General features: G+C 57.2%; 5 protein-coding genes. All 5 read right to left on the bottom strand.

The window, feature by feature from the left end:
* Positions 1 to 227: 227 nt before the first annotated feature.
* The 5 genes from KHP60_RS22395 to KHP60_RS22375 all read right to left on the bottom strand — a co-directional run bounded on the left by KHP60_RS22395 (position 228) and on the right by KHP60_RS22375 (position 6,011).
* Positions 228 to 929, bottom strand: coding sequence for a protein phosphatase CheZ (locus tag KHP60_RS22395; protein WP_213566503.1), 702 nt, complete (start codon positions 927 to 929; stop codon positions 228 to 230).
* Positions 930 to 948: 19 nt separating this feature from the next.
* Positions 949 to 1,332, bottom strand: coding sequence for a response regulator (locus tag KHP60_RS22390; protein ID WP_213566502.1), 384 nt, complete (start codon positions 1,330 to 1,332; stop codon positions 949 to 951).
* 50 nt (positions 1,333 to 1,382) lie between these two features.
* Positions 1,383 to 1,850 (bottom strand): chemotaxis protein CheW, encoded by a 468-nt coding sequence (locus KHP60_RS22385; RefSeq protein WP_213566501.1) that lies wholly within the window; start codon positions 1,848 to 1,850, stop codon positions 1,383 to 1,385.
* A 20-nt stretch (positions 1,851 to 1,870) separates the two neighbouring features.
* Positions 1,871 to 4,666, bottom strand: a complete 2,796-nt coding sequence (locus KHP60_RS22380) for a hybrid sensor histidine kinase/response regulator (protein WP_213566500.1) — start codon at positions 4,664 to 4,666, stop codon at positions 1,871 to 1,873.
* Between the two features lie 658 nt (positions 4,667 to 5,324).
* Positions 5,325 to 6,011 carry a response regulator transcription factor gene (locus KHP60_RS22375; RefSeq protein ID WP_213566499.1) on the bottom strand — a complete coding sequence of 229 codons (687 nt, stop codon included), beginning with the start codon at positions 6,009 to 6,011 and terminating at the stop codon, positions 5,325 to 5,327.
* Between the last annotated feature and the right edge of the window lie 632 nt (positions 6,012 to 6,643).

Raw genomic sequence — 6,643 nt, 5'->3', positions numbered from 1 at the left:
CGGCTCAAGGCAAAAGCCCCACGTAGCCTTGAAGCCTTGGAGGCAGAGCTCAAACCAGCCCTCGACACCATCAGCGCAAAGGATGCTCAAGGCTGGATCAGGCATGCCGGCTATGCTCTACACTGAGACCAAAAGCGCTTTAGGCCCGGCGCACGTCAGCTTGCATCGTCAATAGTAGCCGTCTTAATGGCAATGCCCGGCCCGAAGCCGGGCATTGTCTAGTTGTTTTAATCGAACAGAGCATCGATGGCGTCCTGGGACGTGACGCCTTTGTCGGATGCAAGCGCCGGGCCGTTCAGGAGAGCGGCCTCCCCCTGACGCCTGGAATCATCAATCGTCTCGACATCTTTGAAGCTCTCCATCCCGCCCCAGATGTCGATCATATGATGGACACGCTCTTCAACGAACCTCATCGCATTGACGACCTTGCTGATGCGCTGGCCGGTAATGTCCTGGAAATTGCAGGCCTCGAAGATGCCGATCACTTGCTCCACAATCTCTCGGGCAATCTCCTGATCGCCTCCGGATAGGCGCGACGATAGATTGCTGGATAAGTCGTCGATCTTCTCGGCAGCGGCAAGGATCGAGTTCGTCGCCGTTTCTGTGCCGAGAACGATGGCACCCAGCTCATCGGTTACACGGGTGATCTCTTGCCCTTGGGCGCCAGCATACCGAAGAGTTGCGATCTCCTTCTTCGTGCGATTGATAGCCTCATAGATTGAGTCGAGCTCAACCTTGAGACGGAGGGCTTCTTGCATGTCCCGCCGGTGTTCCTCCAGCAGGGACGTCGAAATCTCCCGTGCCGGAACGATCGATTCCTTGATCGCTCCAAGCAAGTTCATAATTTCGGAATGGCGCTCTACGGCCCCCTCGTCATAAGCGAGAGTTCCCAGGCTCGCCTCAATACGATAACTCTTCTGCGGCTTCATGGCCCTGGCTCACAATTCATTATCCGCCGAAGACTGCGCTGATCTTCGTCCGCAACGTATCGGCGTTGAACGGTTTGACGATGTAGTTATTGACACCGGCTTTCTTCGCGGCAACGACATTCTCGGTCTTTGCCTCAGCCGTCACCATGATGAAGGGCAGCGAACTCAGCTCAGCATCCGAGCGTACCTGCTGAAGCAACTCGTATCCCGTCATGGGCGCCATGTTCCAGTCAGAGATGACCAAGCCATACTTTTTGGCTTTCAGTTTTTCAAGGGCTGCCTGACCGTCGGAGGCGTCGTCGACATCATTGAAGCCGATCTGCTTGAGAAGATTGCGCAGAATTCTGACCATCGTCTGATAATCGTCGACGACAAGGACGGGGATGGAAAGGTCTAGGCTCACGTCACTACATTCCACTTAGAACGAAAAAGGGTTGGGTTGCTCAATTGAGGTCAGGCAGCTTCCCGTGTTGTCTCGAAGGCGAGCACAGCATCCACATCAAGCACGATCAGCAGCTTCTCGCGAAGCTGATGCACGCCCTGCGAGAGTCCGACCCAGCCCCGATCCATGTGAACAGGATTGGGCTGCATCTCATCCGGATCGAGCTTGAGCACCTCGCCCACCTCGTCCACGAGCAGGCCATAGGCTTCACCCTGGTTCTCCAGTCCTACCGCCATGCGACGCTCTGCACCGGCCGTGTCGTTCAAACCCAGACGACGCCGGAGAGACACAGCGGTTACGACCCGGCCGCGCAGGTTGAGAAGGCCCGCGATCTCGCCTTGGGCCAAGGGGACGGTCGTCATCTCACTGACCACGAAGACATCGTGCACGCGGCTGATCGGGAGGCCGAGTAATTGGTTCGCCACCGTGACGGTGACGAATTCCATCTGCCTGGAAGTCGACTTAGGTGTGGCAGTCATCGATTCTAACGATTTCATGATCAAGCAGCCTCTTCAAACGACGCGTTGAGCTCAGCCAGAGCCGATAGCAGCCCCCGGCGATCGATCTTCGACACAACCTCGGAGATACGAAGCTTCCTCGCCAGAGCGATCTGCTGTGGATCCGGCCTCACGGTCATGCCGATGACAGGTGTCGTGCTGTGCTGCGGATCGGCCCTGAGAGACGCGACAAGCGCAAATCCGGAATGACCCGACAGTTCCAGATCCGTGACGACGACGTCGATATGGAGGCCGCCCGACAGAAGGCGAACCGCCTCCTGGGCCGTCGATGCGGTCTGCACGCGATATCCCGATGCCTTGAGGACCGGAACGAGCATATCCCGGAAGAAGGTCGAACTATCCACGAGCAGCAAGGACTTGTCCACGCTGTCGCGCCGGTCCTTTCGGGACCAGGTCTCGAGGACCATGGGCAGGTAGTGCGCAACGTTGACGATCTCCGTCGTACGACCGCGCACGACCGCAGAACCGACCAAGTCTGACCGCTCTGCGAGAAGCTCGACATCGAGCTTGTCCTCGACGATATCGACGATCTCCGCGACGGCCAATCCCATGGAGACTTCGCCGTCCGAGAAGACGAGGAGGGATTGCATCCCCTGTCGCTTGATGGCGAGTTCCTCATCGCAGGAGACGAGGGGCATCAGGCGACCGCGATATTGGACCACGGGACGCCCGCTCGACCATTCAATGGTCGAAGCTTCGATCTCCTCGAGACGGGTCACGAGAGACAGAGGAACGGCCTTCAGGCTCTCACCACCGCCGCGGAAGACGAGCAGACTCGTCATCTCGTCCGCAGCGACAATGGCCTGTTCCTGGCCTGCGTCGCTCTGGAACTCGTTGCTGCTTGCCTCAGTGCCCACCATTCTGGCAAGGCCGTTCGGATCGATGATGAGAACGACGGCTCCATCGCCCAGGATCGTATTGCCTGAGAAGAGCTGGATGTGCCTCAACTTCGAGGACATCGGCTTCACGACGATCTCTTCGGTATGGAAAACGCCATCGACCAGGATTCCAAAGCGCTGATGCGCAACCTGCGTCACGACGACAAAGCCGTTATTGGCATCCTCGTTCGCAGACAGCCCCATGACTTTTGACAGAGGCACGATCGGCAACAGGCGATCGCGCAGACGCAGGATGGGCGTTCCATTGATCCGCTCGATGGAATGCTCGGAGGTTGGCGAGACCCGGACGAGCTCCGACACCGCCACTTGAGGGATCGCGAAGCGCTGGTCCTTGGAGGACACGATGAGCGCTGCCACGATGGCCAACGTCAAGGGTATCTTGATGGTGAATGTTGTGCCGCGTCCCTGCTCGGAACGGATATCGACCGTCCCGCCGATCAGCTCGATATTCGTCTTGACGACGTCCATTCCGACGCCGCGGCCCGACACCGATGTGACCTTTGCCGCCGTCGAGAAGCCAGGATGGAAGATGAACTTCGCGACCTGGGCATCGCTCATCTTCTCCACTTCGGCATCGCTTGCGATGCCCCGTTCCGCCGCCTTCTTTCGAATGGCGGCAAAATTCAAGCCTTTGCCGTCATCGGAGATCTCGATCGTGATCGACCCGCCTTCATGATAGGCGTTGAGGCGGATCGTTCCCTTCTCCGGCTTGCCTGACGCCTTGCGGTCGGAAGGGGTCTCGATTCCGTGATCGGCCGAGTTGCGGACCATATGGGTCAGCGGGTCCTTGATAACCTCCAGCACCTGCCTGTCCAGCTCAGTGTCCGCGCCCTGCATGACGAGCTCGATCTTCTTCGAAAGCTCGTTCGAAAGGTCGCGGACGACACGCGGCAGCTTCTGCCACGCGTTGCCGATGGGTTGCATGCGGGTCTTCATGACGCCGTCCTGCAACTCGGCCGTGACCTGAGACAAGCGCTGCAGCGGAACCTTGTATCCGTGGTCCTCGGAGCTTCTTCGTGCGATCTCGAGCAGCTGGTTGCGGGTCAGAACGAGCTCCGACACCATGGTCATCAGATGTTCGAGCGTATCCACGTTGACGCGGATGGTCTGGACTTTGCCGGCAATGCCATCACCGCCCTCTCCTGAATCCGATGCCTCAGCATTCTTCTTCGCCGATGGTGCGGGCGCGGGCACAGCATCATTCTTCGGAAGATTTGCAGCGGCCTTCTCGATGACGAGCGGAGCGGGTCCTGGGGCCTCCCGGAAGGCGCGCTCAAGCTCATCGAGCGAGACCTCACCCGGCTTCAAGGCTCTTTCGAGCACCTGATATGTCAGCGTGCCCGAGGCCGCTGCCTTCTCCGGCCCGGGCGCTTCCTGGAACGCCCGCTCAAGTTCATCCAGAGAAACCTCGCCCGGCTTCAGCTCACGCTCAAACACCTGAGAGACAGGCTGGCCAGATGATGGAGCTGGGGCCGACTGCGGCGCCGGCTCCGGTGTGAGAGCCTCCTGCGAGGCCATCTTTTCGAGCAGCTCGATGAGATCCGCGTCGGAGCCTTCCGGCTCCGTGCCCTGGCGCTCCAGTTCACCCAGGATCTCTTTGATCCGATCGAGCGTTGTGAGGATCAACGATACGGCGGGAGTCGTGACCGGCATCCCGTCGCGAAATTTCCCCATGAGCGTTTCGGCTGCATGGGCTAGAGCCTCGAGTCGCGGCAATCCAAGAAATCCGCAAGTCCCCTTGATGGTATGAACAAGGCGAAAGATGTTACTAAGAATCGCCTCGTTGTTCGGGTCTTGCTCGAAGCGGACCATCTCCACGTCGACCGTTTCGAGATGCTCGTTGGTCTCGGTAAGAAACTCAAGAAGAAGGTCATCCATTGCCGTGTCTCAACTCTTACTACGCGAACTGACGGGCACAGATCATCAAGCCCCTCAAGATGGGTGAATCGTGCGGCCTTCATGCCGGCAATGAAGAGCTGGACCTCATGTCCACGCTTGGAAGATCGAAGATCGGATTCCCTAATCCGTTTCCCGATACGACTTTTCACTGTGCCAGATCTGGCTGTTGTTCTTCTTGGAAGCCTGGACTGCTCGGCGGCTTCTAGGAATTCAGAGCGAAGATGCAATGCGCTTTCTCCGCTCCCCCAGCTTTAATCGTGACGTTTAGGAAGAATAAAGCTCTGTTTCCTGCAATAAAGTTAACGCGTTGGGAGAGCGCCCGATTTATTTCGTGATCTCAAGTCGGTTGCAGGAGGTGGACTGTTGTTGCGCTGGGCAGTCGGTTTGTGTGTCGACGCTGAAGCGCGCGCAAAGGCAACCTACCTTCGTCGATCCCGCCGGTCAGAATGTCAGTATCGGAACGAAGGTCTTCAGGATAAGCCTGCGCGATGGTTGCGCCGCGGCGACGCAAAAATGAAAAATCACCCGCGAAGGTTCTATCTTTCGCGGGTGACCCTTTGTGATCGTTTATCGAAGGGCTGCAGCTGCTTCCAGCACGGCTTGCCGACTTCTTCCGGCAACCCGCGAAATTGCGAGCCTAGGACGCCGCGCCGACATAGGAGTAGCCGATGTAACGCTTGGCATCGATGGGGTCGTATCCGAGCCGTTGCCGCAGCTTCTTGCGCAGCTTGCTGATATGCCCTTCCACGACGCTATCCTCGACATCCTCGCTGTAAATCCCATAGACCGCATCGAAGATCTGCTTCTTGGTCAGGCGGTGGCCTCTCTTCCGAACAAGGTACTCGAGGATATGGCGCTCACGGCGTGGCAGAGCCAAGGGAAGGTTGTCGATCTCCGGATCGCGGCCATCGAAGAAGACCTTGAGCCTCTCGCCATCGTTCTGCGTTTTCTTGCCGGCGGTCGCATTCACGCGCCGCCACACCGCCTCGGAGCGCGCGAGGATTTCCCGCACGTGAACAGGCTTGCGGACAACATCATCGAATTTCGCGGTGAAGAGTTCTAGGGTTTCTTCGAGCGAGCGAACGTCGCTCAGGGCTATGATCGGCGCTTTGGAGTAGCGGCGAATGCTTTCAGCGGAATGGACCCGTTCTTCGAAGGTGCCGAGCACGAAACCCTGAACGGCTTCGAGGTCGGAATCGGAGGCCGTTTCAAGCCAGTCGCTGAATTCATCTGCGTATAAGCCAAGGGAGGATATGCCTTCGCGCTTGAAGCTTGCAACATATCCAGACGTAACCATCTGCCGGTCATCGACGACGATATACATTTTATTCTGCCCCGCCTTAGTAATTAAGTGCGTTTTACGTATTTTTCACGCCGCGAACGAGTCATTTACTGAACGAATCCGCGTTCTGCGACTATGTCCAAGAGATATAATTCGATCTTGTCTCGGACAATACGTAAATAAAGGGAGCGCGCTCGGGGTTATGGTTAATGCCCCTTAATCATCCTTAAACAGTCGTTACGATGGATTTCGAATTCTCGAACGGACGGAACCTCCCACCCAGAGAAATGGCAACCACCTGTCAATGAAAGTGTTTTTCAAAAATCGACGTACCGAGGTTGCAAATTCAGTTGAATGCAAGCCAATTTTGAAATCATGTTACTACGTAGTTTCCGTAGTTTTTGCGTAAGTAGAGACCGCAATTCCTGAACACGTCCGACATCGGGATCGGAGGCGATTTGAGGCGAATCTCACCGACGCCGGACGGGTTTCAGAGCGTCCCTCGGCGCCGTTGGAAATCTTTATCTTATCGGAACCCGCCATATGGAAGCTTAGCCAAGCACGCATTGCTTAGTGCATGATGAAGGTTGCGCGAGGCATGCCTTCACGGACGATGCTCCTGTCGGCTTGGCTCGTACTCGCCGCTAGTCTTTGTTAACTGTAATTCATCGCGG

The sequence above is a fragment of the Microvirga sp. 3-52 genome (assembly GCF_018383585.1).
GTDB lineage: Bacteria > Pseudomonadota > Alphaproteobacteria > Rhizobiales > Beijerinckiaceae > Microvirga.
The sequence above is the reverse complement of the archived record's forward strand: the minus strand, read 5'-3'. Positions and strand labels throughout refer to the sequence as shown.

What these genes read in the sequence shown, in the direction of transcription:
- KHP60_RS22395 (WP_213566503.1), bottom strand. Translation starts at nt 929, where the DNA reads ATGAAGCCGCAGAAGAGTTATCGTATTGAGGCGAGCCTGGGAACTCTC.
- KHP60_RS22385 (WP_213566501.1), bottom strand. Translation starts at nt 1,850, where the DNA reads ATGACTGCCACACCTAAGTCGACTTCCAGGCAGATGGAATTCGTCACC.
- KHP60_RS22380 (WP_213566500.1), bottom strand. Translation starts at nt 4,666, where the DNA reads ATGGATGACCTTCTTCTTGAGTTTCTTACCGAGACCAACGAGCATCTC.
- KHP60_RS22375 (WP_213566499.1), bottom strand. Translation starts at nt 6,011, where the DNA reads ATGTATATCGTCGTCGATGACCGGCAGATGGTTACGTCTGGATATGTT.